Origin of the sequence: Sinomonas terrae (assembly GCF_022539255.1) — a bacterium.
GTDB lineage: Bacteria > Actinomycetota > Actinomycetes > Actinomycetales > Micrococcaceae > Sinomonas > Sinomonas terrae.
Map to the genome: position 1 here is coordinate 4,054,524 of NZ_JAKZBV010000001.1, position 24,096 is coordinate 4,078,619.

Below are 24,096 nucleotides of genomic sequence, written 5' to 3' on the forward strand. Positions count from 1 at the left end.
AGACGCTCCGGCCCAGCCCAAACACTCGCGTGCTCCCTGGCGTCTGCACGAGAGCGGTTCATCGGCCTGTTGCACCCCCAGCGAATCGACGGGGCGGTCAGCGACCAGCCTGATCGAGTCCACGCTATTGCAACGTCGCGCAGCCCGTGAAGAGCCGGAGGAGGCAATGCGAGAAGCTTGGCAGCGACGCGACAAACTGCATGGGGAGCACGACACTGTTTCCGCCAAATACCTCATCAAAGGCATTGAGGTTCCTACGCTAGCGAGGGGACAGAACAGCTGGCTCGGCCGATCAATACAAGGAGAAGTGATGACCAAAACTCACCGCATTGCCGTGATTGCCGGTGATGGCATCGGCCAAGAGGTTATGCCGGAAGGCGTGCGAGCTCTGGAGTCGGCCGCGGAGGCCTTCGATTTCAAGCTCCAGACGACGGAGTTCGACTATGCGAACGCCGAGTACTACCGCAAGCATGGACGGATGCTCCCGGAGGACTGGTTCGAGGATCTGAGCACCTACGACGCGATCTTCTTCGGTGCAGTGGGATGGCCCGAGACCGTCCCAGACCACGTCTCCCTGTGGGGGAGCCTCCTTCAATTCCGCCGCCACTTCGACCAGTACATCAACCTCCGGCCGGTCAAGCTCCTGGCCGGGATGAAGAGTCCGCTCGCCGACCGTGCCCCGGGGGACGTGGACTTCTATGTGGTCCGCGAGAACACCGAGGGCGAATACTCGAGCATCGGCGGGAAGATCTTCGAAGGCACCGATAGGGAGACGGTCATCCAAGAGACCGTCATGACCCGGACGGGCGTGGACCGGGTCCTCAAGTACGCCTTCGAGCTTGCCCAGAACCGTCCTCGGAAGCACCTGACCTCGGCGACGAAGAGCAACGGAATCTCCATCACGATGCCGTATTGGGACGAGCGCGTGGAGGAGATGGCCAAGCGGTACCCCGAGGTGGATGTCGACAAGTTCCACATCGACATCCTCACTGCGAACTTCGTTATGCACCCGGACTGGTTCGACGTCGTCGTCGCGAGCAATCTCTTCGGCGATATCCTCTCCGACCTGGGGCCGGCCTGCACGGGGACCATCGGAATCGCCCCGAGCGCCAACATCAACCCAGAGCGGTGCTTCCCCAGCCTGTTCGAGCCCGTGCACGGCTCGGCCCCCGACATTGCGGGAAAGGGAGTTGCCAACCCGGTGGGTCAGATCTGGAGCGCCGCCCTCATGCTCGAGCACCTGGGCGAGCGCGACGCGGGCGCGGCGGTTCAGCGCGCTTTCGAGAACGTGCTAGCCCAGGCCGACCGCACGGTCCTCACGCCCGACCTCCGCGGCGAAGGAACGACGCAGAGTCTGGGGAAGGCCGTGGCCGACGAGATCAAGGCGGTGGCTGAAGCTTCTGGCGAGTGAATTGACCCTACCTCACGAGGCCTCCAGCAGCTCCTTCAAATTCGTCAGGACAAGCAGCCAGGTTTTCTCCGACTCCGCCGCCTCGCCTTCACTCGTGTTGTTTCCCTGAGTGATTGTTACAAGAGAAGTATTGTCGTTGTCATTCTCAATTCGATATTCCACCGTGTGATAATTCTCAGGGACGTCCGGCTTGCCGCTCAGAGGACTGTAATGGCTCACACGGAGAAGTTCCGGAGGCTCCGCTGCGAGCACGATGCCGTGATCCTGGTAATGCTTTCCCTGCCATTCGCCAGCGAAGGTGACCGGAGTTCCCACCTCCCACGTGCTTGTCACGTGCGTACCCAGAAAATACTTCTCGATCTGTTCCGGAGTTGTCAGCGCCGTCCAGATCGCCTCACGGCCTGCCGCTATCTTCACGGATGCCACTGCATCCCTCGCATTGCCCGTCATATGACCCTCCTCGGAGCCACAAAATACTCCGCCGCCGGTGAAAGGCCAATGCCTGGGGAGTTTCTGTACCCGAGACGCTGCAGCGCGTTCATTGGCGTACCCGAAACGGCCACGGAGGGGAGTTGGCGTACCCGAGAAGGCCTTGGCCCTCTTTCGGGTACGCCAATTCGGCTCCTAAGAGATCTCGGGTACAGATGGTGCTGCAGCCAGCAACTCGAGCCGCGGAAACCTCCGGCCGTCGTCGTCGTTCGCGTACCCGAGATCGCCCTGGAGCCGGTTATCTGTACCCGAGACGGCGAAGGCGAGTCGCTAGCTGCATTCGAAGGCCGGTCGACGGCGGAAGTCCCCTTCCGCCGTCGACCGCGCCGGAGCTAAACCCGCCTTTCAAGCTCCTCCACTAGCTCCAGCCCCTTCTCCGCCCACGCAATCTCCGCCCGGGCCCGAGCGATCATGCCTTCATATGCGAAGACCTTGTACGCGGTGATGCGCCGAGCCTCTTCGGCAGACTTGCCCTCGATGCGTTTCGCGAGGGTCGGGTTGGACTGGTCGCGAAGGGCCGCGATCATCTCCTCCCAGTCCTCGATGCGCCCAGCGTGATAGGCCGTGTGCGCCCTGAAGAACTCCGCCGAGGCGTCCGGCTTAGCCCATTCGAGATACGCGGCGCGCAACCGCACCGGATCCCGCTCACGCTGATACTCGGGGGGAGCATTCAGCCAGGCCTGGAAGGACTCGACGCCGGCCTCCGTGATGGAGTAGCGCTTCTTCGTGCCCCGTTTGCCCCACGGCACCGTCTCACCGCGGATGAGCCCGTCCTGCTCCATGCGCCGCAGTTCGGGATAGATCTGCGAGTCCGGGGCATGCCAGACGTATCCGACGGAAGTCTGGAAGTTCTTGTACACGTCATAGCCCGTCATGGGCTGCGAGGTGAGCATCGCCAAGAGCGCATTCCTGAGGCTCATTTGGCTACCCTATCGGGCTCTTGCAACTATCTATCTCCATAGATAGAGCGTGGTTCACCTCACCATCTATCTATGGAGATAGATAGTTGATTGCCTGCCAACGACGGCGGGCGGGAAGGACCCCCCATGGCTCCCCTGATCAACCCGACCTCGACGACCAACAAGACCCTCGCCCACCCGCTCAACGCCTGGTACGTGGCGGGGTGGGACTACGAGCTCACGCGCAAGCCGCTGGCGCGCACGATCGCCAACCGCCCCCTCGCGCTCTTCCGCACCGAGGACGGCCGGCCCGTCGCGCTCGCCGACGCGTGCTGGCACCGCCTCGCACCGCTCTCGATGGGCAAGACCATCGGCCGTGATGAGATCCAGTGCCCGTACCACGGCATCACCTACAACTCCGCCGGCCGATGCACCTCCATGCCGGCACAGGAGACCATCAACCCCTCGGCGACGGTGCCGTCGTTCCCGATCGTCGACCGCTACCGCTTCGCCTGGGTCTGGCTCGGCGACGCGGAGAAGGCGGACCCTGCGCTCATCCCGGACATGCATCAGATGAGCTCCCCGGAATGGGCGGGCGACGGCGAGACAATCTACGCGCCCTGCAACTTCCAACTCGTCCTCGACAACCTCATGGACCTCACCCATGAGGAGTTCGTCCACTCTTCGTCAATCGGCCAGGAGGAGCTCAGCGCTTCGGACTTCAAGGTCACCCACGACGAGCGCACGGTCACCGTCGCCCGCTGGATGTTCGACATCGAGGCGCCGCCCTTCTGGCTCAAGAACATGCGCGACAAGTTCCCCGGCTTTGAGGGGCGCGTGGACCGATGGCAGATCATCACCTTCGAGGCGCCGTCGACCATCACCATCGATGTCGGCGTCGCCAAAGCCGGGACGGCATCGTTCGACGGCGACCGCAGCCAGGGCGTCAACGGCTACGTCATGAACACGATCTCCCCGGAGACGGACAAAACGTGCCACTACTTCTGGGCGTTCATGCGCAACTACTGCCTCGAGAGCCAGCTCATCACCACTCAACTCCGCAACGGCGTGCACGGAGTCTTCGGCGAGGACGAGGCCATGCTCAAGGCCCAGCAGGCGGCCATCGACGCCAATCCGGACTACGAGTTCTACAGCCTCAACATTGATGCAGGGGGCATGTGGGTCCGGAGGCTCATCGAGCGCATGCTCGAGGCCGAGGGCCGCTTGGCGTCCGCGGCGGCCGCCGAGCCGGCTCCCGCCGTCCAGCCCGCCTCGATTGGCGCCTAGCCGTGGCGGCCAACTCGAGCGAGGTCTGGCAGAGGGGGCGGGTCGTTGAAGCCCGCGAGGTCGCGCGCGACATCCGGCGCATCGTCATCGAGCCGGACGCCCCGGCCCGGGCCGCGCCCGGCACCCACGTGGATGTCGCCGTCGTCGTCAACGGGGAACGCGACGTGCGCCCGTATTCGGTCGTCGATTCGGACGACGGCGGCTCCCGGCTCGCGCTGTCGGTGTTCCGCACGCGGACCTCCCGCGGCGGGTCGGAGTTCATGAACACGCTGGCTCCAGGCGACGCGATCGAACTCACCCAGCCAATGCAGAACTTCCCGCTCCGAATCGGCGCACCCCGCTATGTCATCCTCGCGGGCGGGATTGGAGTCACCGCTGTCCTCGGAATGGCCCGGGTGCTCGCCAGGCTCGGCGCAGACTACCGGTTCATCTACGCGGGACGCAGCCGTGATGCGATGGCGTACCTCGACGAGCTCCCGTCCGAGCACGGCAGCCACCTCGAGGTCCACGTTGACGGCGAGGGCACTCCGCTCGACGTCCGCGCGCTCGTCGGCGCACTCGATCGGGACACCGAGCTCTACATGTGCGGCCCCATCCGGCTCATGGATGCCGTGCGGCGCGCGTGGCAGGACGCGGGGCTCGAGCTTCCGAACCTGCGGTACGAGACCTTCGGGAACAGCGGCTGGTTCGACCCGGAGGAATTCATCGTCCGAATCCCCCGCCTCGGCCTTGAGACTGTAGTCCCGGAGGGCCGGTCGATGCTCGAGGCGCTCGAGGCCGCCGGAGCCGACATGATGTTCGACTGCCGCAAGGGCGAATGCGGCCTCTGCGAGGTCGAGGTTCTCGACCTCGTCGGGGACCTCGACCATCGCGACGTCTTCTACAGCCGGCGCCAGCAGCAGGCTTCGGCCAAGATGTGCTGCTGCGTCTCCCGCGTCACCACCGCCAAATCCACCCCGCGTCCCGGTGCAGGCCGGCCCGTCGTGAGCATTGAAGTGAGCTGAACCCATGACTACAGACATCAGGGCGCACATTGATGCGTCACCCATGCGCGCCGGTCAGTGGATCGTCGTCGCCCTCTGCACCCTCCTCAACGCACTCGATGGGTTCGACGTCCTGGCCATGGCCTTCACGTCCGCCCGCGTGTCGAAGGACTTCGGGCTCAGTGGCAGCGAACTCGGCGTACTGCTCAGCGCGGGCTTGGTCGGAATGGCCCTCGGCTCGCTCCTGATCGGTCCGGTTGCGGACAAGATCGGGCGCCGTCCGATGCTCCTCGTCTCGGTCGGGACATCGGCTGTTGGCATGCTCCTGTCTGCCACAGCTACGGACGCGCTACCTCTCGGGATCTGGCGCGTTCTCACGGGGCTGGGCGTGGGCGGAATCCTTGCGTGCACGAATGTGCTCGCGAGCGAGTTCGCCTCGAAGCGCTCGCGCGGCCTGGCAATCAGTATCGTCACGGCCGGGTACGGTCTCGGCGCAACCCTCGGCGGGGCGGCGGCCGTGTGGCTCCAGGCCGAATTCGGCTGGCATGCGGTCTTCCTCGGGGGCGGTCTCACGACCATCGTCTTGTTCGCGCTCGTGTTCGGACTAGCGCCGGAGAGTGTTGACTTCCTCATGACCCGGCGGCCGCGAGGGTACGAGAAGAAGCTCGATCGGCTTGCCCGGCGCCTGCGGCTGACCTCGGTGGCCCTGCCGGAGCGAGGTCTGACCACCTCCGGCGCACAGCCCGTCCCGAACCCGCTGAGCCAGCTCTTCGATGCTTCGAGCCGCCGATCCACCCTGTTGGTGTGGGTCGCGTTCTTCGCCGTGATGTTCGGCTTCTACTTCGTCAACAGCTGGACACCGAAGCTGCTCGTGACCGCGGGGATGACCGAGAGCCAAGGCGTGGTCGGCGGCCTCATGCTGACCCTTGGTGGGACCGTCGGCTCGATCGCGTTCGGGGTGTTCGCCGCGAGGTGGGCGAGCCGGGTTGTCATGATCTGGTTCACGGTCCTCGCGGCCCTTGCGACGGCAGTCTTCATCTCGGCCGTCGGGATCCTCGCCCTCGCCTTCGCCATCGGCGTCGTGCTCGGCGGGCTCATCAACGGCTGCATCGCGGGTCTCTACGTCATCACTCCGTCGGTCTACCCTGCCGCCTTCCGGAGCACGGGAGTGGGCTGGGGCATCGGGGTGGGGCGAGCTGGAGCGATCCTCTCGCCTACCGTCGCGGGAGCCCTTCTGGACGCCGGATGGACCCCCAGCGGGCTCTACCTCGCGGTGGGCGCCGTCGTGCTCGTCGCCGCGGCGGCGGTCTTCCTCCTGCCGCGCAGCGCGGCGGCGGGTTCAACGGCCGACGACGAACCGGCCCTCGCGGGACATTGACGCCGACAGCGGCGGGGACTTCTGGATCACGGTCACGTCATACGGTTCGCGGCGTAGTGCGCGGGACAGCGCCCAGACCTAAGTGTTTCGGGTACACCAACTTCCCCTCAGGACCCTCTCGGGTACAGATCTCACGCTCCCTGCGAAGGAGAGAAGGGAGCCATGGGGAGGACGACGGCGAAAGTCGCCTGCCGCCGTCGTCCTCTCCTTCGCCTAGTGCCTCTGAACTGAGTTGGCGTACCCGAAACGGTCCGGGAGGGGAGTTGGCGTACCCGAAACGGCCAGGGAGGGGAGTTGGCGTACCCGAAACGGCCAGGGAGGGGAGTTGGCGTACCCGAAACGGTCAGGGAGGGGAGTTGGCGTACCCGAAACGGATTAGGCGAGGATGCGGTCCAGGTACCGGTTGCGGAACTTGCCCTCCGGGTCGCGCTTTGCGACGAGCTCCCGGAAGTCGGCGAACCTCGGGTACAGCTTGGCGAGTTCGGCCGTCGGCACCGAGAACACCTTTCCCCAGTGCGGCCGCGCTCCGAACGGAGCCAGCGCGGCCTCGAGCTCGGGCAGGAACGCCTCGACCTCGGCCTGCATGAGCCGCCATGTGAAGTGCAGCGCCACGCTGTCCTGACGGTAGGCCGGGCTGAGCCAGTACTCGTCGGCCGCAATCGTGCGCACCTCCGAGACGAACAGGAGCGGCGCGAGCTTCCCCGCGAGCGCCCGCACGGCCTCGAACGCCGAAGCGGCGTGTGAGCGCGGAAGCAGATACTCGGTCTGGAGCTCATCACCCGCGCTGGGGGTGAATTCGTGCCGGAAGTGCGGGAGCCGATCGAGCCACGGCCCGGGCACGTCGAGCTGCTGCGTGCAGTTCACTGCGTCCATCTCGGGCAGAGGGTGTCGGGGCCGGGTCGCGGGCTTGGCACCGTGGAAGGACGACGGCGCGGGCCCAGGTTCCGCGTCGAGCCTCGCCTTGCGCCACACCTGGGGCACAGTGTCCCCGGCGTAGTCGGTGAACAGCGAGACGCTGTACCCGTCCCCGGCCACTGCGTCGTAGTCGGCCAGGACGGTCTCCCACGGCAGGTCCTCGTACACCTGCTGCCGCACCTTGTACGTCGGCTCCACCGCGAGTTCGAGCGCAGTCACGATCCCGAGCGCGCCAAGGCCCACGACGCTCCCGAGGAATTCGTCGCCGTCGCCCTCCTCGAGCCGGTCCACCTCCCCGGACGCGCGAACGAACTCGACGGCCTTGACGGCCGAGGCGAGCGCGGGGCTGGAAATGCCGGAGCCGTGCGTGCCCGTCTGGACCGCGCCAGCCACCGAGATGTGCGGGAGCGAGGCCATGTTGTGCAGCGCCCACCCCTGGGACTCGAGCGCGAGCCCGAGGTCTCCATACGTGATTCCCCCGGAGACCTTCGCGACCCGGCGCTCCGAGTCAACCTCGACGCCGCCGGGGAGCCGGTCCAGCACGACCTGCACGCCCTCTGTGTCCGCGACGTCGTTGAAGCAGTGTCGAGACCCCAGAGCCTTCACACGAGTCGAAGAGCCGATGAGCTCCGAAAGCTCCTCCACAGACTCCGGCCGTGCGATCGAGGCCGCCGAATACTCCAGATTCCCAGCCCAGTTCTTCACTGCAATCCCTTCGGGTAAATCGTCGCGGTGGCCGCGCGGTAGCGTTCGAGGACGGCATCGTGCGCGGGGGTACGCACGTCGGCGATCGTCGTCGTGCCGGAATTCTCCCACTGGGGAAACGCGCCGAGGAGGACGCCCGCCGCCTGCCGCGCGGCGCCGTCGGCCACGTACTCCCCCGGTTCGGGCACCAGCACAGGCAGCCCGAAGATCCCGGCAACCGCCTGCTGAATCGCCTCGGAGCGTGCCGCCCCGCCGACCAAAATGACCCGCTCGGCCGCGACGCCCAGCGATGTGAGCGCCGCGAGGCCGTCGGCGAGGGAGCACACGATCCCCTCGACCGCGGCGCGGGCGAGGTTGGCCGGCGTGTAGTTCCGCAGCGTGATCCCGTGCAGCGAGCCGGTCGCGTCAGGGAGGTTCGGGGTCCGCTCGCCTTCGAAGTACGGCACAAGGGTGAGTCCGTCCGCCCCCACCGGAGCAGAGAGCGCCAGGGCCGTGAGTTCCGGAAGGGTCACGCCGAGGAGCGCGGCCGTCGCATCGAGGACTCGGGACGCGTTGAGCGTGCACGCGAGGGGGAGGTAGTGCCCGGTCGCATCGGCGAAGCCGGCGACGAGGCCGGTGGAGTCCGACGTCGGGCGGTCGGCGACGGCGAAGACCGTCCCCGACGTGCCGATCGAGACGACGACGTCGCCCACCGAGGCGCCGACCCCGAGTCCGGCCCCAGCGTTGTCGCCAGCGCCGGGGCCGACGAGCGCACCACCCGGGGTGCGACCCGCTGCCTCAAGGGGCCCGAGGACCCTCGGAAGCACCGGCACGTGCCCAAGGCTCCGCTCGAGGACTTCGGGAAGGTACTCGCCCGTGATGGGCGAGAAGTAGCCGGTGCCGGACGCGTCCGAACGGTCAGTCGCGAGGGCACTAAGCGCAGGGTCAAGCCCCTGACTCCTCGGCCCGTACCCGCCAAGGCGCCACATGAGCCAATCGTGCGGGAGGCAGACGGCGGCCGTCCGGGCAGCGTTCTCGGGCTCGTTCTCAGCGAGCCAGAGCAGCTTGGCCGCGGTGATGGAGGCGACCGGAACCGTTCCGGTCGTCTCGGCCCACCAGCGGGCGCCGGCGGCGGTGTCGCCAGCGCCCGTCGCTGTGCCTGCGTCCTTTATGAGCGCCTCCGCCGCCCCCGCCGAACGCGTGTCGTTCCACAGCAGCGCGGGCCGCACGACTTCGCCGTCCGCGTCGAGGCAGACCATGCCGTGCTGTTGGCCTCCGACCGAGATCGCGGCGACGTCCTCGATCCCGCCCGCGGCCGCGATCGCTGCCGTGAGGGCTTCCCACCATGCGTCCGGATGGACCTCGGTGCCCGCGGGATGCGGCGCCGAGCCGAAGCGCACAAGCGCTCCGGTCTCGGCGTCGCGGACCACGACTTTGCAGGATTGCGTGGAGCTGTCGACTCCGGCTACGAGTGGCATGTTCGCGGTCCTCCGGGCGGGGGTCAGGGCGGCGGGGGCTGGGTGGTGGCGCGGCGGGCTAGGTCAGCTCAGCTCAGCGCGCGCCGGTGAGGTGCTCGAGCGCGAGCTGGTTGAGCTTGATAAACGCGTACGAGCGCTCGGCAGCCTTCTCGGTGTCGAACGACTCGAACGCCGAGGCGTCGGCGAGCAGATCCGCCGTCGTCTCCCCCGCGGCGAGCGTGGGCTCGCCGAGCTCGAAGACGCCGGAGGTGCGCAGGGCCTCCTGGACCTCGGGATCGGCGCGGAACGCCGTCGCCCGCTCCTTGAGGATGAGGTACATGCGCATGTTCGCCTTCGCGGACTCCCACACGCCGTCGTATCCGTCGGTCCGGGACGGCTTGTAGTCGAAGTGGCGGGGGCCCTCGTAGCGGGGGCCACCGTTCGGGAAGCCGTTCTCGAGCAGGTCAACGGTGAAGAACGCGCTCGTGAGGTCGCCGTGGCCGAACACGAGGTCCTGATCGTACTTGATGCCGCGCTGGCCGTTGAGGTCGATGTGGAAGAGCTTGCCCGCCCAAAGCGCCTGCGCGATGCCGTGGGTGAAGTTCAGCCCGGCCATCTGCTCGTGGCCGACCTCGGGGTTGAGGCCCACGATGTCGCCGTGCTCGAGCTGGGCGATGAACGCGAGGCCGTGGCCGACCGACGGGAGGAGGATGTCGCCGCGCGGCTCGTTCGGCTTGGGCTCGAGCGCGATCCGGAGGCCGTAGCCCTTGTCCTTGATGTACGCGGCGGCGGTGTCGACGCCCTCGCGGTAGCGATCGAGCGCGGCGTTGATGTCCTTCGAGCCGTCGTACTCGGAGCCCTCGCGGCCGCCCCACATGACGAAGGTCTCGGCGCCCAGCTCGGCGGCCAGATCAATGTTGTGGAGGACCTTCGCGAGCGCGAAGCGGCGGACCGAACGGTCGTTGGAGGTGAAGCCGCCGTCCTTGAAGACCGGGTGGCTGAAGAGGTTGGTCGTGACCATGGGGACCTTGAGGCCCGTCTCCTCGAGCGCGGCGCGGAAGCGCTTCAGGATGAGGTCACGCTCGTTGGTACTCGCCCCGAACGGGACGAGGTCGTTGTCGTGGAACGTGATCCCGTATGCGCCGAACTCGGAGAGCTTGTGGACGGCCTCGACCGGATCGACATCGGCGCGGGTGGGGACGCCGAACGGGTCGTTTCCGGTCCAGCCGACGGTCCAGAGGCCGAAAGTGAACTTGTCGGCAGGGGTGGGGGTGAGCGTCATGTCAGGCACCTCTTTGGGCTAGGTTTCGGAGGGGAAGAAGAATTAGTATGTGTTCTGAACTATATGGGCCATGGTGAACTTGGTCAATGGTTTTCGAAGAAGGAGGAGCATGCGCGAGCATGACGGCGGGGCAACCATGGCGCCGGGTCGCGTCGGCGACGTCCGGCGCCGCAATCTCGCGCTCGTGCTCGGCAGCATAGGGCCCGAGAGTCTGGCTACGCGCGCCGATATCGCCTCCTCGACCGGCCTCACGAAAGCGTCCGTCTCGAGCCTCGTCTCCGAGCTCCTCGAGACCGGGCTCGTCGAGGAAGTCGGGCTCACACGAGCAGGCGAGCGCGGGCGCCCCGGAGTCGGCCTCGCCCTCGACGCGCGGCGGGGAGCGCTCGGCGCGGAGGTGAACGTCGATTACCTCGCCGTCGGCGTCGTCGACCTCCACGGCACGCTTCACTTCCACGAGGTTGCCGAGGCCGTGAATCGCGGCCGGGAGCCGGCGGGCGTCGTCGCCGAACTCTCCCAGCTCGTCGGCCGGTGCGTCTCCGCAGCAGCCGAGGCCGGGATGACCCTCCTCGGCGGAGGCCTTGCCGTGCCGGGCCTCGTGGAGCCTTCGAGCGGAACCGTCCTCAGCGCACCCAACTTGGGCTGGCGCGATGCCGACCTCTCCGCCGCACTAGCCGAGCTCGTCCCGGAAGCCCCCTTCGGCGTCGTCCTCTCCAACGAGGCCGACAGCGCAGCCCTCGCCGAACTCTGGTACGGGCATGGGGCAGCGCTTGGCTCATACCTCTATGTTTCGGGAGAAGTTGGCGTCGGCGGTGGGCTCGTGATGGGGTCCGAGCTGTTCGCCGGTCCCGGCGGGCACGCGGGCGAGGTGGGGCACGTCGTCGTCGAACCGACGGGGCGGCGCTGCTCGTGCGGGGGGCGTGGGTGCCTCGAGACCGTCGCGGGCCAGGAAGCGATCCTCGCCGCCGCGGGCATCACCAACGGCGGAAGCACGACGGCGGCGCGCATGGCCGCGCTGCAAGCGGCCCTTGACGCAGGGGATGCCCAGGCGATCAACGCCGTCGAACGCGCAGGGCACTATCTCGGCATCGCCGTCGTCTCCGCGGCCCGGCTCATCGATCTCTCCGCGGTGGTGCTCGGTGGGCACTTCGCAGCACTGGCAACGTGGCTGCGGCCGGCGCTGCTCGCGAGCCTCGAGGGCTTTGCCCCTGGGGCCGTTGCAGCGAGTGCCGTCGCCTTCTCCGAGCTGGGCACGACGGCGGCCCTTCGCGGGGCGGCCGGTGCCGCCGTACGCCGGGCACTGGCCGCGCCGTACGCGCTGTTGGGGTAGGCCTTCCGGTTATGTGCCGTTTGACCGCTCACGTGCCGCTGAGCAGCCGCACCTGTGCGGGTAAGGGCGCCGCCTGCGGGCGAGGGCGCCTCAGGATCCGTTCGAGCGGTCGAGGGACAGCCGGGCGACCAGGCGATCCAGGAACGCCGCGAAGGAGCGTTCAAGGTCGAAGGACGGGTTGAGGAGGAACTGGATCTCGAGGCCGTCCATGGTCGCGAGCAGGCACTCCGCCTCGCCCTCGATCTCATCCGCGGCCATGGGACGGAAGTGCCCGTCCTCAATCGCGTCACGGAAGAGGCCGCGCATGGTGGCGAGGGTCGCCGAGTAGCGCTCGGTCATGAACCCGTGCGCCGGATGGTCAGCCGATGTGGCCTCTGCCGCCATGGTCGTGTAGAGCTCGAGCAGGCCTCGGTGCTGAGTGTGGTAGTGCATGAGCTTCTTGAAGGCATCGAGGAACTCGTAGTCCCGGTTCGGGGAACCCATGACCTCGGAGGTCACCACATCCCAATGCTCGAGGACAGCGACGAGCAGTCCTTCCTTGCTTCCGAACAGCTTGATGATCGCAGCCGGGGTGAGGCCTACGCGCTCGGCCACCTGCTGGAGCGTGCCGCCTTTGAAACCGTGCTGCCCGAAGACCTCCATCGCCTCCGCGACGACTTCACGACGACGCTCGATCCCCTTCTTGTAGGGGCCCCGAGGGCTGCGCTTGTGAGGGCCCCGAGGACCACGGCTGTCCGGCCGAGGCTGGCTCTGCGAGGGCGACGTCATGCCTTGGAGCCTACCCCTGAGGCGGGAGCTGCGACCCGACCCCTTGTGCTAAAGGTAAATTTCTACATACCTTTTAGATCATGGAAAACTCGAGAAGTTCTACGCTGGGCGTCGGCATCCTCGGCGCCGGGCCGGTCACCCAAGCCATCCATCTGCCCACCCTCTCCCGGCTCCGCGACGTCTTCCACGTCGCGAAAGTCATGGACGTGGATCCCAAGATTGCGGAGTCGGTGGCTGGACGGGTGGGAGCAGCTTGGACCACGAGCATGGACGAGCTCCTCGCGGACGAATCCGTGCAGATCGTGGTCGTCTGCAGCCCCCACCAGTTCCACGCAGAGCAGGTCATTGCGGCCTGCCGCGCGGGAAAGCAGGCAATCCTGTGCGAGAAGCCGTTCGCGATGAGCCAGGCCGAGGCCGAGCAGATCGCCGCTGTATCCCAGGAGACCGGTGTGCCGATCATCGTGGGCGCGATGCACACGTTCGACCCGGGATGGCTCGCCGCGAAGGAACACTGGGGTGACCTTGTCCAGACGGCGCACACCATCCGCTACTCGATCGTCCTCCCGCCGAATCCGCGCTTCGAAGATTTTGCCACCGAGGTCATCACCCGCCCCCAGTCCCAGCCGCGTGATCGCCGTGACCCGGAGGTCGCCGCCAGCATGGTTCGTGGCGGCATCATGGGGCTGGCGATCCACGATCTGCCCCTCGTAAGGGCCTTCTGCCCGGACTTCACCGACCTGGAGGTCCTCTCGTGCGAGGTCCCCGACTCGGGCGGCTACCTCGTGAATCTGCGCATCGGTGATCGGAATGTGCAGGTGTTCGGGATCAATACCCAAAGCTGGGAGCCGGAGTGGATCTTCGAAGCCATCGGCGACGACGCAGCGCTCCGCATCGACTTCACGCCGTCCTACGTCCAAGCAGGTTCGGCAACGGCCACCATCAGCCGCGGTGGCGAATCCGAGGTGTATGGCCCGTACGCGTTCAACGGCTACGAAGCGGAATGGCGCTTTCTCGCCGATCTCGCAAGGGGGAAGGCCGAGCCCCTGGACGTGACCGAACTCATCCATGACCTCACGTTCGCCCTCGAAGTCGCCGACACGGCCTCCGCTGCCGTCCGCTCCACCACAGCTCCCAAGGAAGAGGCATCCGTATGACCCAGCAGCTCACCGTCACGTCCTCGCATGAAGCTGACGCGAGCGGCGACGTCCCCCAGGTCGTCGCTTCCCTGCCGGTTTCGCTGCACCCCTCCGACGGCGAGGACTCGGCCTTGGTCGCGATCGCCGGCAGCCCGGGCTGGACCGAGGCGGCACTCGCGTCCATCGCCTCCGGCGCGCGAGGTCTCATGGTCATCCACCCGTGCGCAGCCGATGTAGCCGCGCTGAAGGACCGGGCGTCGACGTTGGGGGTACCCGTCGTCGTCGACACTGAGTGGGCGCACAACCCAGCCGTCGCCGCGGCCGCGCCGCACTTCGCTGCCCACGACGACGAGGACAGCCTTCTCGAGGCCCGGGTCAACGCTCCCGTCGGAGCAGACCTCGACCAGGTGCTGCTCGCACAGCTCGCGCTCATCCGTGCCGCGGTGGGCCCGGTGATGAGCCTCACCTATGCGAGGCGGAACCGGCATGGCTACGACGCACTGGCCGCGCTCGCCAGCGGCGCGCGCGCAAGTCTGGCTGCGATCCTCACGAACGCGATCCCCGGGTCCGCCACGCTGCGCATGATCAAGCCGGAGACGGCGGTAACGCTCACCCTCCCCGGAGCAGGGACAGCCGCACCGGGCAAGGTCACGGTGTCCGGCCCCGAGGGAGCGACGCTCCTGCCGACACAGTGGGAGACCGCGCACCGTGCGGCGTGGCGGCGGCTGCACGGCCTCGCCGATGCCGGGCGGGCCTGCGAAGACCTCGAGGCCTTCGCCGACGACGCCGCCCTCGTCGCCAGCGCTAGCTCCGCCGTCGGACGCTAGCCCACGCCGTCGGACGCCAAGCAACAAAGAGCGGCTCCCCACCTTCCGGCGGGGAGCCGCTCTCCTTGTTTTCACGGCCTCACAGTTCTTATGGCGTCACGGCGTCTGCATCACCGTCCGGCGAGCGAGCCGCCGATGCCGCCCACGCTGAAGTACTTGTTCAGCACGGAGAACAGGATGATCGGCGGGAGCATCATGATCACCGCGCAAGCGGAGACGGGACCCCAGTCCGTGGCGTTCTGCTGGAAGAACGTCTCGAGGCCGACCGGGAACGTGTAGTTGGCGTCCGAACGCAGGAAGACCAACGCGACGAGGTAGTCGTTCCAGGCGAGCAGGAAGGCGAACACCGCCGTCGAGAGGATGCCCGGAAGCGAGTTGCGCAGCACCACACGCATGAAACCGCCGAAAACGGACGCGCCGTCGATCCATGCCGCCTCTTCGAGGGCTATCGGGATGGAGTCGTAGTAGGCGGCCATCATCCAGATCGCCACAGACATCGTGGAGCCGACATAGATGATCATGACGCCGGTCAGGTTGTCGACGAGTCCAAGCTGTGCGAACAGGATGAACAGCGGGATGACGGCGGTGACCACCGGCAGCGACTGCACGATGAACAGCACGAGGGAGAACCCCGACACGAGCTTGTTGCGGCCTCGCGAGAGGACGTAGCCGGCTGGGGCGGCGACGACGACCGAGACGACGACCGTCACGACGGTCACGAGCAGGCTGTTGTTCAGCCAGGTCAGCACGCCCGTCTGGGAGAACACGTTGGTGAAGTTCTCGAACGTGAACGCCGAGGTGCTGGTGCTGCCGAGTGAAGGCTGCAGCGAGAGGAAGAAGATCGCCACGATCGGCACGAGGACGACGGCGGTGATGATCAGGATGAGCAGGAAGCGCCACCAGCGCCCGCGCATGCCGGCTTCCTCGAGCCGACGCCTCGGGACGTTGCGGCCCCGGGGAGTCGACTGAGCCGACGCGCGTACTGTTTCGACTGTCATTCGACGCTCGCCTTTCGAATCTGGCGGTAGAGAATCACGGAGACCACGATCAGGACGATGGTGGTCATGAAGGCGATCGCGACACCCGGTCCAACCTGGAAGTTCTCGAACACCGTGCGGTAGGCGAGGACAACGAGGGACGTCGTGGAGCCCACGGGGCCGCCACCGGTCAGCAGGAAGATCGTGGGGAAGTCATTGACGCAGAAGATGGTCATCAGGATCCAGCTGATGTAGGTCGAGCGCGAGATCAGCGGCAGGGTGATCTGGCTGAATGTCTGCCAGCTCCCCGCGCCGTCGACCTTCGCCGCCTCGTAGACGTTCGTGTCCACGGAAGCGAGCGCCGAACTCATCATCATCATCATGAACGGGAAGCTGATCCAGACCTTGAAGACGCACACCGTGACCTTGGCGAGGGTCGGGTTCGCCAGGAAGAGCACGTTGCCGAGTCCCAGGGCTTGGGCGAGCATGGGGAATGGGCTCTGCGGAGTGGCCACCAACCAGTTCCACGAGAAGGCCGAGACCACGACCGGCACGATCCAAGGCAGCAGCAGGAGCACCTTGAACACGCCGCCGGCGGGGATGCGCGTACGCAGCAGCAGCGCGAGCACCAGACCGATCACCCAGCTGCCGAACACGCCGACCAGAGTGAAGATGAGCGTGAACAGCGCCGCCTGCCAGAAGGCGGGAGTCAGGTTTCCGGCGACGAGCGTGTCGATGTAGTTGGTGAAGCCGACGAAATCGCCGCCCTGAATGAGGGTGCCGTTTCGCAGCGACTGGTATGCCGCATAGATCACCGGGTAGAGGTTGATCAGCAGCAGGAGGATCAGCGCCGGGGCCGTGAAAATGATGTAGGTCCAGCCTTTGGCGCGAAGCTGCCTATTCTTCTTTTTGGGCCCGGCCGAGCGGCCGCTGCCGGCGACGCCGACACCGCGCTTTGCGCGGCCCATTTGGTCGGCGATGGAGTCTGTCGACATTACTTCTCTCTCTCTGGCGACGGTAGGCCGAGTGGGTTCCCCGGGAAGACCCGGGGAACCCACCCCTTCCGGCTACGACTTCATGTTCGCCTTGATGGCATTCTGAAGAGTCGTCAGTGCCGACTTGGCATCGGTCTTTCCGCCCAGGATCGACTGGGTGAAGGTGTCCATTGCCGGGGTGCCGTCAACGGTCGTGACGCCGAGGAACAGCGCGGTGCCCCCCGGTGCCGCCCACGTCTTCGAGATCGGCTGCCACTCGTTGATGACCTTGACGTTGTTGGCGTTCGCCTGGAACTCCTTCGTCTGGGTGATCGACTTGAGCGGCGGCAGCCCGATGCCGGTGGCCTGAGTCCACAGCGGGCTCATGTTCTGGTAGTAGTACGTGAGGAACGCCTCGGAGCCCTGCTGGCTCGGGGTGTTCTTGTACATCATGATGTTGTTCGGGAAGTACAGCGCACCCTTCTTCCCGTTCGGGCTCGTCAGCGGGCTCGCGACCACCAGATCGTTGAGGGCATCGCCCCCCACGTTCTGAGCGAGGCCGGCGGTGTCGAAGCCCATGCCGAACTTCTTCGCCTTCCACTGCGACTGGGCATTCGCGCTCGTGTACGTGGGGCTGGCCGGGTCGACGTAGCCCTTGCTCACACACTCGAGCACGAAGTTCATCGCGTCGATGTTCTCCTGCGTGACGCAGTTCGGCTGCTGGTTCGCGTCGAACAGACCGCCGCCGTTGTTGATCATCCAGCTCACGAGGATGTGGCCGCCGGTGTAGCTGCCGGCGCCCGCGCTCGTGCCGTAGCCGTAGACGCCCATCTTCTTGAGCGCCGCGCAGGTGTCCAGGAACGACTGCCAGTCCGTCGGCACGTTCGCCCCGGCCTGCTGGAGGAGCGACTTGCTGTACCACAGGACGCGCATATCGAGGTTGTACGGAACAGCCGCGTAGCCCTTCGGGACCTTCATCGCGTCGAGCAGGCCGGGCAGGAAGTCGTTGTACAGCCCGTTGTTCTTCCAGCTGTTCAGCAGGTTGTCCGCGTACGCGATAGCGCCCTGGGACTCGAACTGGAACGCCTGGGTTCCACCGCCGGAGCTGACGGCCGGACCGGTGTTCGAGGCGACTGCGGAGGAGAACGTCTGGGTGAAGTTCGCCCATTGGATCTCCTGGTAGGTGGCCGCCGGGAGACCATTCGCAGGCTTGTAGGCCTCCGTGATCTTCTTGTCGAGCGGGTTGAAGGCCGTATTGCCCCACGGCATATTCCAGAACTTGAGCGACTTGCTGCTTCCGCCGCCGGAGCTTGACCCTCCGGTGCAAGCGGCCAACAGCGGGATTGATGCAGCGGCGCCAGCCAGGCCGAGGAAGCCACGGCGGCTGAAGTTCGAGCCGGTGAATGAATTGGTCATTGATGACTCCTTCCAATTGGAATCAGCAGCCGAGGCCACAGATTGCACACTCTTCATTGAGATAAAACGCGCTTCGTTACGCTGTCTTTAGAAAGAGCCGAATACGGGACCGGCCTTTCTTGCTGATCAGAATCAGATTTTTAGGATCCCGAGGGCTCTGCACCTTTCAGCCGATCGGATCGGCATCGAGTTGGACTGAAGAGGCTGTGGAGAGACGTGTCCTCCCGCGGAGGAAGGATGCGGGCTGTGAGCCGCTTCACAGTGAGCCTAGAAGGACTTTTGACGATGCGCAAGCAAAAGATGAGAAGTTAACATGCCAAAGGGTTCTCGCCACCGTTGCTCAGCCCTCCTGGCCCGTGAGGGGGACGGCGCTGGGCCGGTCGGCGCGGCTCGTGACCGCGACCGCCTTGCCGGTGTGCGCGGAGTCGAGGAGGGACTCCATGACGTCGAGGGCGTGGAACGCCAGGACGCCACCTGCGCGCGGCTCCTGGCCTTCGGGAGTTGCGGCGAGGTCCGCGATCCCGTAGCCGCGGCCCGAGTCGATGTAGCCGGCTGAGACGGGCAGCGTCTCCCACTCCGAGCCGCCGAGCCGGAACAGCCGGGTCTCGCCGTCGAAGTGGTTCGGGTCAGGCACGGCGAGCGTCCCCTGGGGCCCGTGGACCTCGATGTTCGCCGAATGCGTCGCGACCGCGTCGAAGCTCATCACGAGCGTCGAGAGCACCCCGGACTCGTGCACGAGGACGCCCGTGACGTGGGTGTCGATCTCCACCGGCACCTTCTCCCCCGCCCGCGGCCCCGACCCGATGACCCGCTCGGAGCGGGTGTGGCTCGCCGAGCCGATCACAGACACCACTGGGCCAAGCAGCGTCACGAGCGCCGTGACGTAGTACGGGCCCATGTCCAGCAGGGGGCCGCCGCCGGGCTGGTAGTAGAAGTCCGGGTTCGGGTGCCAGCGCTCGTGGCCCGGGGTGACCATCGTCGCCGTCGCCGCCACCGGGGCGCCGATGAGCCCGTCGTCGATCGCCTTCCGCGCGGTCTGGATGCCCGTGCCCAGCACGGTGTCCGGCGCGCAGCCGACGACGACGCCCGCCTCCCGTGCCGCGTCCAGCACCCGGCGGGCCTCCGCCGTCGTCGCCGCCAGCGGCTTCTCCCCGTACACGGACTTGCCGGCCGCGATCGCCGCGAGGGCGACCTCGGCGTGCGCCGCCGGGATCGTCAGGTTCAGGACGAGGTCCACATCCGGTGCGGCCAGGAGCTCCTCGACGCTCACGGCACGCACACCGCCGTCGCCCGCGCCGCCGCCGCCGTCGCCACCGCCGTCGCCCGCGCCGTCGTTCCACTCCGAAGCCACCGCACGCGCCCGCTCCATGTCGAGGTCCGCGACCGCGGTCAGCCGCACGTCCTCGAGCCTGCGGAAGCTCGTCAGGTACTGGGCCACGATCTTCCCGCAGCCGATGATCCCGACCCTCAGCGGCTTCTCCCTGCTCACCGGCTCGCCCACAGCAGGCCCCTTTCGATGATCGTTCGGACGTTCGGGTCCTGGAGGACCTCGACCCGGTGGCCCGGGGTGCAGACGAAGATCCGGCCCTTGCCCCATTCACGGGTCCAGATCGCCGGAGAGGTCACCTCCCGGTGCCACGGATCCCACTCGCGCACCTTCTGCGTCGTGGTGGCCAAGACGTCGATGTAGTCGTCCGCAAGGACCCAGTACTGCTCGGTCACGAGCCCGAAGTCTCCGATGCCCTCGGTGATCGGGTGCGAGGCCGCAGCCGGGAGCATGTTCACGGTGTACGGGACGTAGTTGTCCGACTGCTCACCGATCCGCTCGTCCGGATGCTTGCCCGGATGGCACGCGAACTGGCCGCCGATCAGGTGCAGGTAGTCCGAGGTGTTCCGGTACGAGTCCGCGATCCCCCCATGCCAGCCCGCGAGCCCGGTCCCGTTCTCCACCGCCGCGCGCAGGCCCTCGAACTCGTCCTTCTCGATCGTGGACATCGTCATGCACTGCACCACGAGGTCCACCCCCGCCATGTACTCGGCGTCGGCGTAGACCTTGGGCGATTCCTCGATGCGCACCTCGTACCCGTTGTCCTTCAGGTACGGGATGAACAGGTCCGTGGCCTCGACAGGCTGATGCCCGTCCCAGCCCCCTCGCACCACGAGCGCATTCTTGCTGCTAGTCACTGATGTCCTTTGCTTGGTTCTGAAGTTCCGGTTGCCCCGTCACCTCTGCAGGGTGCCCACCCTGCAGAGGTGACGGGGCAACGAGGGGCGGGCGCACGACGGCGGGAGCGCGGCTTCCGCGCGCACCGTCACCTGCTGCTGCTGGTCACCGGCTGCTGCTGAAGGCTGCGTCGAAGGCCGCGGCGGGCGGGGAGATCTGGGCGAGCTGCTTGACGAGGGCGAGGGCCTGGGGTGCCCCGACGAGGCGGTCCATGCCGGCGTCCTCCCACTCGATGCTGGTGGGCCCCTCGTACCCGATCGAGTTGAGGGTGCGGAAGATCGGCTCCCACTGCACGTGCCCGTGGCCGGCGGTGACGAAGTCCCAGCCCCGGCGGGGGTCGGCCCATGCCAGGTGCGAGCCGAGCCGGCCGTTGCGGCCGTCGAGGTGGCGGATGGACTCCTTGACGTGGACGTGGAAGATCTTCTCCGCGAAGTCCTGCAGGAACATGACGGGGTCGAGGTCCTGCCAGATGAAGTGCGAGGGGTCGAAGTTGAGCCCGAAGCCCTCCCGGCCCGCCATGGCCTCGAGCGCGCGCTTGGCCGTCCAGTAGTCGTAGGCGATCTCCGAGGGGTGCACCTCGAGCGCGAACCGGACCCCGACCTCGTCGAAGACGTCCATGATCGGGTTCCACCGGTCCGCGAAGTCCCGGTACCCGGCCTCGATCATCCCGTCCGGGACCGGCGGGAACATCGCCACGGCCTTCCAGATCGCCGAGCCCGTGAACCCGGTGACCGTCTTGACCCCGAGCCGCGCCGCGGCCCGCGCGGTCGCCTTCATCGCCTCGGCCGCGCGCTGCCGCACGCCCTCCGGGTCGCCGTCGCCCCAGACCTCCTCGGAAAGGATCCCGCGGTGCCGTGCGTCGATCGGGTCATCGCACACGGCCTGGCCGGTGAGGTGGTTCGCGATCGCGAAAACCTCCAGCCCGTTGCGCTTGAGGATGTCGAGCCGGTCCTGGACGTACGCGTCGTCCCGGGCCGCTCGGACCGGGTCGAGGTGGTCGCCCCAGCAGGCGATCTCCAGCCCGTCGAAGCCCCACTCCCCTGCCAGCCGCGCGACCTCCTCGAACGGCAGGTCGGCCCACTGGCCCGTGAAAAGCGTGATCGGTCGTCCCATCTGATCCTCCTAAACCTTGGTCCAGCGTGATTCGTCCGCGGCGCTGGCCTCGACGGCCTCCAGCACGCGCTGGACCTGCAGCGCGTCCGCGAACGACGGCGCGGGCTGCCTCCCCGCCGCGATCGCCTCCACGAGGTCCACCGCCTGGTGGGTGAACGCGTGCTCGTAGCCCAGCCCGTGGCCCACCGGCCACCAGTGGCCGGTGTACGGGTGCTCGGGCTCGGTGACCTGGATCCTGCGGAAGCCCGCATTGGGCTCGTCCGCGGCGTCGTAGAACCACAGCGAGTTCATGTCCTCGAAGTCGAACGCGAGCGAGCCCTCCGAGCCGTTGAGCTCGAGCCGCATCGCGTTCTTCCGGCCCAGGGCGAACCTCGTCGCCTCGAACACGCCCACCGCGCCGCCGTCGAGCCGGGCGCTGAAGACCGCGGCGTCGTCGACCGTCACCGGGCCCTTCGGCCCGCCCGCCTGCCCCGCCCCGCCCAGGCCCACGAAGTCCCCGCCCACGGGCCGTTCCTTCACGAACGTCTCCAGCAGCGCCGAGACCCCCGTGATGCCCTGGCCCGTGATCCACTGGGCGGCGTCGATCACGTGCGCGCCGATGTCCCCGAGCGCCCCGGACCCGGACTTCGCCCTGTCCAGCCGCCAGGTCAGCGGCGCGTCCTCGTCCGCGAGCCAGTCCTGGAGGTACTGGGCCCGCACGTGCCGGACCGTCCCGAGCGCCCCCGAGCCCACCAGGCGCTTCGCCAGGGCCAGGGCCGGAGTGCGGCGGTAGGAGAACCCGCACATCGAGAACACCCCACGCGCCGCCGCAGCATCCGCCGCCGCCGTCATCCGCTCCGCCTCCGCCACCGAGTTCGCCAGCGGCTTCTCGCACAGCACGTGCTTGCCCGCCTCCAGGGCCGCGACCGCGATCTCCGCGTGCGTGTCCCCGGGCGTGCAGATATCGACCAGGTCGATGTCCTCTCGCTCGACCAGCCGCCGCCAGTCGGTCTCCGCCGACTCCCAGCCCAGCTTCTCCGCCGCCGCCGCGACCCGCCCCGCATCCCGGCCCGCCACCGCGGCCATCACCGGCGCCAACGGCAGGTCGAAGAAACGCGGCGCCGTCCGCCACGCCTGCGAATGCGCCGCACCCATGAACGCATAGCCCACCATGCCCACACGCAAAGGCCTCGGTTGTGTCATGCTCTGCTCCCTTCTCGCGAAGGCTGGCCCCGCCGATCTCCTCGGAAGGCAGCCAACGGACGCAGTCGCGAAAATTCCGGTCGCCCGCTTGGCGGTCGAAACATTTCGTCGCGTTATCGCTGGCACTCACGCTAGGAGGTGATTCCCATCACGGTCAAGGGGTCGCGAGGAAAAAGTTCAGAGTGTTAACCAAACCGTCGTGACCTCATTGACGGCTCGCGAAGGAGCCAGCACACTGTCCCTAGCGAAATTCTTTCGAAAGTCAGGAACCCCGGCATGACGCTCACCGGCAGGAAGCCCACGCTCGCCGCCATCGCGCGCCTCACCGGCGTTTCGACCCCCACCGTCTCGAAGGTCGTCAACGGGCGCGAGGACGTGGCCGCGGAGACCCGTGCCAAGGTGCTCGCGGCGCTCGAGGAAGCCGGCTACGAGTCGCCCACCCACCGGAGGACGACGCACCGCACCGGCATCGTGGAGGTCGCCTTCGACTCGATCAACTCGAACTACGCCTCGTCAGTGCTCGACGGCATCCTCGCGCAGGCCGCCACGATGGGCGTCGAGGTCGTGCTGAGCGTGACGGGCAGCGCGGCCTCATCCGGCTTTGACCTCGAACGCCGGGCCCAGCGCACGGTCGACGAAGACCGATCCGGCATCATCGTCGTCACCTCCGCGTTCACCGGATCCCACCTTGCCGCTTTCCATCGGCGGCGGGTCCCCGTCGTCGTCATCGATCCTCTCAACCCGCCGCCGTCCGACGTCGTGAGCGTCGGCGCCACGAACTGGGCCGGGGGCAAGGCCGCCGCCGAACACCTGCTCGACCTCGGTCACCGCCGGATCGCCTACCTCGGCGGCCCGGACTCCGCCGAATGCAGTCAGGCACGACTCCACGGCTACATGTCAGCGCTCATGTCGCGGGGCGTCGAGGTCGATCCCCGTCTGGTGCGGCACGGGAGGTTCCGGGTCGAAGACGGTGTCGAAGGGCTCACCGCTCTCCTGGCCCTCGATGAACGGCCTACGGCCATCTTCTCCGGCAGTGATGCGATCGCTGTCGGCGTCCTTCGCGAAGCACGACGGCGCCGCATCCACGTGCCGGAAGAGCTCAGCCTCGTGGGCTTCGACGGGACCGCCCTCGCAGAGGATTCCGTCCCCGCCCTCACGTCCGTCGCGCAGCCTCTGCACGATATGGGCCGGACGGCGCTGCGCACCCTTCTGCGCCAGGCCCACGGGGAGCAGCTCGACTCGCACCGCGTCGAACTCGCGACGCAGCTCGTGGTCCGAGAGTCGACCGCGCCCGCGCCAGCCCCCGCCCCCACCCCCACCCCCGCCTGATCGTTTCGGGTACACCAACTCCCCTCCCTGACCATCTC

21 protein-coding genes are annotated in these 24,096 nt (G+C 67.3%); 8 read left to right on the plus strand and 13 right to left on the minus strand.

All coding sequences use genetic code 11. The features are described from left to right. Positions 1 to 310 precede the first annotated feature (310 nt). The gene (locus L0M17_RS18750; protein WP_241055901.1) at positions 311 to 1,411 is read left to right on the plus strand and encodes a tartrate dehydrogenase; all 1,101 of its coding nucleotides are present in this window, start codon (positions 311 to 313) and stop codon (positions 1,409 to 1,411) included. A gap of 12 nt (positions 1,412 to 1,423) precedes the next feature. On the opposite strand, the gene L0M17_RS18755 is transcribed toward L0M17_RS18750, so the two are convergent. Next, entirely contained in the window at positions 1,424 to 1,861 is a 438-nt protein-coding gene (locus tag L0M17_RS18755; protein ID WP_241055902.1) for an SRPBCC family protein, read from the minus strand. Between the two features lie 371 nt (positions 1,862 to 2,232). Further along, positions 2,233 to 2,820 (minus strand): PadR family transcriptional regulator, encoded by a 588-nt coding sequence (locus L0M17_RS18760; RefSeq protein ID WP_241055903.1) that lies wholly within the window; start codon positions 2,818 to 2,820, stop codon positions 2,233 to 2,235. Between the two features lie 126 nt (positions 2,821 to 2,946). Between L0M17_RS18760 and L0M17_RS18765 the strand changes: the two genes are divergently transcribed. Genes L0M17_RS18765 through L0M17_RS18775 form a run of 3 tightly spaced genes read left to right on the plus strand, consistent with a single transcriptional unit; the run spans position 2,947 to position 6,447 of the window. After that, entirely contained in the window at positions 2,947 to 4,086 is a 1,140-nt protein-coding gene (locus tag L0M17_RS18765) for an aromatic ring-hydroxylating oxygenase subunit alpha (protein ID WP_241055904.1), read from the plus strand. Positions 4,087 to 4,088: 2 nt separating this feature from the next. Continuing rightward, positions 4,089 to 5,090: a PDR/VanB family oxidoreductase gene (locus L0M17_RS18770; RefSeq protein ID WP_241055905.1), complete on the plus strand. Its 1,002-nt coding sequence runs from the start codon at positions 4,089 to 4,091 to the stop codon at positions 5,088 to 5,090. Positions 5,091 to 5,094: 4 nt separating this feature from the next. Beyond that, a complete protein-coding gene (locus tag L0M17_RS18775; protein WP_241055906.1) occupies positions 5,095 to 6,447 on the plus strand; it encodes an MFS transporter in 1,353 nt (450 codons plus the stop codon). Positions 6,448 to 6,822: 375 nt separating this feature from the next. On the opposite strand, the gene L0M17_RS18780 is transcribed toward L0M17_RS18775, so the two are convergent. From L0M17_RS18780 to xylA, 3 genes are all read right to left on the minus strand, one after another. Then, entirely contained in the window at positions 6,823 to 8,067 is a 1,245-nt protein-coding gene (locus tag L0M17_RS18780) for a D-arabinono-1,4-lactone oxidase (RefSeq protein ID WP_241055907.1), read from the minus strand. Continuing rightward, entirely contained in the window at positions 8,064 to 9,524 is a 1,461-nt protein-coding gene (locus tag L0M17_RS18785; protein ID WP_241055908.1) for a xylulokinase, read from the minus strand. Before L0M17_RS18785 ends, L0M17_RS18780 begins: the two co-directional genes overlap by 4 nt. 73 nt (positions 9,525 to 9,597) lie before the next feature. Then, the gene (gene xylA, locus L0M17_RS18790; RefSeq protein WP_241055909.1) at positions 9,598 to 10,785 is read right to left on the minus strand and encodes a xylose isomerase; all 1,188 of its coding nucleotides are present in this window, start codon (positions 10,783 to 10,785) and stop codon (positions 9,598 to 9,600) included. A 109-nt stretch (positions 10,786 to 10,894) separates the two neighbouring features. On the opposite strand from xylA, the gene L0M17_RS18795 reads away from it, so the two are divergent. Then, positions 10,895 to 12,112 (plus strand): ROK family transcriptional regulator, encoded by a 1,218-nt coding sequence (locus tag L0M17_RS18795; protein WP_241055910.1) that lies wholly within the window; start codon positions 10,895 to 10,897, stop codon positions 12,110 to 12,112. 90 nt (positions 12,113 to 12,202) lie between these two features. Here the strand turns inward: L0M17_RS18795 and L0M17_RS18800 are convergent, their stop codons facing one another. Beyond that, positions 12,203 to 12,880, minus strand: coding sequence for a TetR/AcrR family transcriptional regulator (locus L0M17_RS18800; RefSeq protein WP_241055911.1), 678 nt, complete (start codon positions 12,878 to 12,880; stop codon positions 12,203 to 12,205). 80 nt (positions 12,881 to 12,960) lie between these two features. Between L0M17_RS18800 and L0M17_RS18805 the strand changes: the two genes are divergently transcribed. Further along, positions 12,961 to 14,034 (plus strand): Gfo/Idh/MocA family protein, encoded by a 1,074-nt coding sequence (locus L0M17_RS18805; RefSeq protein WP_241055912.1) that lies wholly within the window; start codon positions 12,961 to 12,963, stop codon positions 14,032 to 14,034. After that, positions 14,031 to 14,843 (plus strand): hypothetical protein, encoded by an 813-nt coding sequence (locus L0M17_RS18810; RefSeq protein ID WP_241055913.1) that lies wholly within the window; start codon positions 14,031 to 14,033, stop codon positions 14,841 to 14,843. The genes L0M17_RS18805 and L0M17_RS18810 overlap by 4 nt, the downstream gene beginning before the upstream one ends. Before the next feature lie 110 nt (positions 14,844 to 14,953). Here L0M17_RS18810 and L0M17_RS18815 read toward each other — a convergent pair whose 3' ends face one another. From L0M17_RS18815 to L0M17_RS18845, 7 genes are all read right to left on the minus strand, one after another. Next, positions 14,954 to 15,841 (minus strand): carbohydrate ABC transporter permease, encoded by an 888-nt coding sequence (locus L0M17_RS18815; RefSeq protein WP_241055914.1) that lies wholly within the window; start codon positions 15,839 to 15,841, stop codon positions 14,954 to 14,956. After that, positions 15,838 to 16,815: a carbohydrate ABC transporter permease gene (locus tag L0M17_RS18820; protein ID WP_241055915.1), complete on the minus strand. Its 978-nt coding sequence runs from the start codon at positions 16,813 to 16,815 to the stop codon at positions 15,838 to 15,840. Before L0M17_RS18820 ends, L0M17_RS18815 begins: the two co-directional genes overlap by 4 nt. A 72-nt stretch (positions 16,816 to 16,887) precedes the next feature. Then, a complete protein-coding gene (locus L0M17_RS18825) occupies positions 16,888 to 18,210 on the minus strand; it encodes an ABC transporter substrate-binding protein (protein WP_241055916.1) in 1,323 nt (440 codons plus the stop codon). Positions 18,211 to 18,550: 340 nt separating this feature from the next. Further along, positions 18,551 to 19,711, minus strand: a complete 1,161-nt coding sequence (locus tag L0M17_RS18830) for a Gfo/Idh/MocA family protein (protein ID WP_241055917.1) — start codon at positions 19,709 to 19,711, stop codon at positions 18,551 to 18,553. Continuing rightward, positions 19,696 to 20,394 (minus strand): ThuA domain-containing protein, encoded by a 699-nt coding sequence (locus tag L0M17_RS18835; protein ID WP_241055918.1) that lies wholly within the window; start codon positions 20,392 to 20,394, stop codon positions 19,696 to 19,698. The genes L0M17_RS18830 and L0M17_RS18835 overlap by 16 nt, the downstream gene beginning before the upstream one ends. A gap of 145 nt (positions 20,395 to 20,539) precedes the next feature. Next, on the minus strand, positions 20,540 to 21,547 hold the full coding sequence (locus L0M17_RS18840; protein ID WP_241055919.1) for a sugar phosphate isomerase/epimerase family protein: 1,008 nt from the start codon (positions 21,545 to 21,547) through the stop codon (positions 20,540 to 20,542). A gap of 9 nt (positions 21,548 to 21,556) precedes the next feature. After that, positions 21,557 to 22,729 carry a Gfo/Idh/MocA family protein gene (locus tag L0M17_RS18845; protein ID WP_241055920.1) on the minus strand — a complete coding sequence of 391 codons (1,173 nt, stop codon included), beginning with the start codon at positions 22,727 to 22,729 and terminating at the stop codon, positions 21,557 to 21,559. Positions 22,730 to 23,005: 276 nt separating this feature from the next. Between L0M17_RS18845 and L0M17_RS18850 the strand changes: the two genes are divergently transcribed. Beyond that, complete coding sequence (locus tag L0M17_RS18850; protein ID WP_241055921.1) at positions 23,006 to 24,058, plus strand: LacI family DNA-binding transcriptional regulator; 1,053 nt, start codon at positions 23,006 to 23,008, stop codon at positions 24,056 to 24,058. Positions 24,059 to 24,096 lie beyond the last annotated feature (38 nt).

Excerpts from the sequence above, each read along its gene's own strand:
- L0M17_RS18765 (WP_241055904.1), top strand. The coding sequence starts at position 2,947 with ATGGCTCCCCTGATCAACCCGACCTCGACGACCAACAAGACCCTCGCC.
- L0M17_RS18845 (WP_241055920.1), bottom strand. The coding sequence starts at position 22,729 with ATGACACAACCGAGGCCTTTGCGTGTGGGCATGGTGGGCTATGCGTTC.
- xylA (WP_241055909.1), bottom strand. The coding sequence starts at position 10,785 with ATGACGCTCACCCCCACCCCTGCCGACAAGTTCACTTTCGGCCTCTGG.
- L0M17_RS18760 (WP_241055903.1), bottom strand. The coding sequence starts at position 2,820 with ATGAGCCTCAGGAATGCGCTCTTGGCGATGCTCACCTCGCAGCCCATG.
- L0M17_RS18825 (WP_241055916.1), bottom strand. The coding sequence starts at position 18,210 with ATGACCAATTCATTCACCGGCTCGAACTTCAGCCGCCGTGGCTTCCTC.
- L0M17_RS18805 (WP_241055912.1), top strand. The coding sequence starts at position 12,961 with ATGGAAAACTCGAGAAGTTCTACGCTGGGCGTCGGCATCCTCGGCGCC.
- L0M17_RS18850 (WP_241055921.1), top strand. The coding sequence starts at position 23,006 with ATGACGCTCACCGGCAGGAAGCCCACGCTCGCCGCCATCGCGCGCCTC.
- L0M17_RS18820 (WP_241055915.1), bottom strand. The coding sequence starts at position 16,815 with ATGTCGACAGACTCCATCGCCGACCAAATGGGCCGCGCAAAGCGCGGT.
- L0M17_RS18775 (WP_241055906.1), top strand. The coding sequence starts at position 5,095 with ATGACTACAGACATCAGGGCGCACATTGATGCGTCACCCATGCGCGCC.
- L0M17_RS18815 (WP_241055914.1), bottom strand. The coding sequence starts at position 15,841 with ATGACAGTCGAAACAGTACGCGCGTCGGCTCAGTCGACTCCCCGGGGC.
- L0M17_RS18800 (WP_241055911.1), bottom strand. The coding sequence starts at position 12,880 with ATGACGTCGCCCTCGCAGAGCCAGCCTCGGCCGGACAGCCGTGGTCCT.
- L0M17_RS18795 (WP_241055910.1), top strand. The coding sequence starts at position 10,895 with ATGCGCGAGCATGACGGCGGGGCAACCATGGCGCCGGGTCGCGTCGGC.
- L0M17_RS18810 (WP_241055913.1), top strand. The coding sequence starts at position 14,031 with ATGACCCAGCAGCTCACCGTCACGTCCTCGCATGAAGCTGACGCGAGC.
- L0M17_RS18840 (WP_241055919.1), bottom strand. The coding sequence starts at position 21,547 with ATGGGACGACCGATCACGCTTTTCACGGGCCAGTGGGCCGACCTGCCG.
- L0M17_RS18755 (WP_241055902.1), bottom strand. The coding sequence starts at position 1,861 with ATGACGGGCAATGCGAGGGATGCAGTGGCATCCGTGAAGATAGCGGCA.
- L0M17_RS18750 (WP_241055901.1), top strand. The coding sequence starts at position 311 with ATGACCAAAACTCACCGCATTGCCGTGATTGCCGGTGATGGCATCGGC.
- L0M17_RS18785 (WP_241055908.1), bottom strand. The coding sequence starts at position 9,524 with ATGCCACTCGTAGCCGGAGTCGACAGCTCCACGCAATCCTGCAAAGTC.